At 66.1% G+C, this 878-nt stretch carries 1 protein-coding gene; it reads left to right on the forward strand.

Annotated elements, in window-relative coordinates; translation table 11 throughout:
- The coding region (locus tag EOA38_RS37805) for an FAD-binding dehydrogenase (RefSeq protein WP_127301606.1) at positions 1-878 on the forward strand (878 nt) is incomplete at both ends.

Below are 878 nucleotides of genomic sequence, written 5' to 3' on the forward strand. Positions count from 1 at the left end.
GAGCGCGGCCGCAAGAGCTCGCGCGATGTCGTGGGCGATTTCGAGCTTCACGCGCAAGCGGTGATCGTCGCTTCAGGCGGCATCGGCGGCAATCACGAGCTGGTGCGCAAGAACTGGCCGCAGCGTCTGGGCGCGCCGCCAAAGCGGATGATCACCGGCGTACCCGACCACGTCGACGGCCGCATGCTGGCAATCAGCGAAGCGGCCGGCGGGCGGGTCATCAACCGCGACCGCATGTGGCACTATGTCGAGGGGATCAAGAACTGGGCGCCGATCTGGACCGAGCACGCGATCCGCATCCTGCCCGGCCCGTCGTCGCTCTGGCTCGATGCACGCGGAAAACGGCTGCCGGTGCCGCTCTATCCGGGCTTCGACACTCTAGCCACGCTCAGCCACATCATGAGCACCGGCTTCGATTATTCCTGGTTCATCCTGACCAAGAAGATCATCCAGAAGGAGTTCGCGCTGTCGGGCTCCGAGCAGAACCCGGACCTCACGGGAAAAAGCTGGCGGCAGGTGCTGGGTCGCGCGACGTCGGGCATTCCCGGCCCGGTGAAGGCCTTCATGGAAAAGGGCGAGGATTTCATCGTCGAGACGGACCTTTCGAAGCTGGTCAAGCGCATGAACGCGCTGGCCGGCGGCGAGCCGCTGCTGGAGGCCGCGCAGGTCGAGCGCGAGATCCGCGCCCGCGATATGCAGCTCGACAACCCGTTCTCCAAGGATGCGCAGATCACCGCGCTGCGCGGCGCCCGCGCCTATCTCGGCGACAGGCTGATCCGCACGGCGAAGCCGCACAAGATGCTCGATCCGGAAAACGGCCCGCTGATTGCGGTCCGCCTCAACATCCTCACCCGCAAGACGCTGGGCGGCCTGCAGAC

It is taken from the genome of Mesorhizobium sp. M1E.F.Ca.ET.041.01.1.1, assembly GCF_003997355.1.
Classification (GTDB): domain Bacteria; phylum Pseudomonadota; class Alphaproteobacteria; order Rhizobiales; family Rhizobiaceae; genus Mesorhizobium.